At 47.3% G+C, this 1,092-nt stretch carries 1 protein-coding gene; it reads right to left on the reverse strand.

Translation table 11 applies throughout. From position 1 onward, the window contains the following. Nucleotides 1–926: adenylosuccinate lyase family protein (locus tag Q0140_RS01395; RefSeq protein ID WP_297960884.1), on the reverse strand; the 926-nt coding region annotated here is incomplete at its 3' end. Nucleotides 927–1,092 lie beyond the last annotated feature (166 nt).

Here is a 1,092-nt window from a genome sequence, read left to right on the forward strand (position 1 = left end):
GCCTCGACCGCAAGAGGCGCTTGAGCACGCACGATCTTAGTAAGCGCAATGACGCTCTCGCAAACCTGCGGGTTACGCTTATGCGGCATCGTAGAGCTACCCACTTTACCCATAAAAAACGGCTCTTCGACCTCGCAAATTTCGGTACGCTGAAGACTTAAAATTTCATGCGCGATACGTCCGATCGTGCCTGCGATGAGCGCCTGCAAAGCTACGAATTCCGCGATATGATCGCGGCTTGGATGCCAGGATATGATGGGTACGTTTAAGCCAAGATCTTCAAACATCAGCTTTTGCATCTCAAAACCCTTGCCTTCCTGGCTTGCTAGCGTGCCCACGGCGCCGCTAAGTTGCCCTACGAATAATCGCGGCTTAATCTCTTCCAAGCGTTGCAAGCTACGCTTGATCTCCTGCGCCCACATAGCGACTTTGAAACCAAACGTGATTGGCAGCGCGTGGATCACGTGCGTGCGACCCGCCATTACGGTATTTTTATATTTTTCTGCGATTTTTAGGCACTCGCGATATGTTTTATCTAGTAGCCTCGTAAGCAGCGCGTGCGCCTCGCGGATCTGCAAAATCATGCCGTTGTCCATTATGTCCTGGCTCGTAGCGCCCCAATGCACAAACTCGCCGCTATCGTCGTCAAAGACCTTTTTAAACTCCTTCAAAAGCGGCACGATGGTTATCGAGCTTTTGTAATTCTCGCCGATCGCATCCAAATTTAAAAGCTCCGCATGGGCAAATTTCGTGATCTGTTCCGCTCTACGCGGTTCAATTATACCGAGCTTTGCTTGTGCCCTAGCAAGTGCAGCCTCGGTATCAAGCCACTTTTGTACGCGATTTTCATCACTGAAAATTTTCTTCATCTCCTCGCTTGCAAAAAGCACCCCAAAGACCCTGCTATCGATTGAACTTGAAGCCATTTTTTACTCCTTAGCAAAAATTTAGCCAAATTATACTCGCGGCTGCGGTCAGAATTTGACCGAATAAAAAATAAGTAGTTTTCCTTAAATTCAGCATTTTTAATTAAAATGGCGCTAAATTTAACGGAGGCGGGTATGAAAAAATTTCTATTTTTGGCGCTATTTT

The sequence above is a fragment of the uncultured Campylobacter sp. genome (assembly GCF_938045405.1).
In the GTDB taxonomy this organism is placed as follows: domain Bacteria; phylum Campylobacterota; class Campylobacteria; order Campylobacterales; family Campylobacteraceae; genus Campylobacter_B.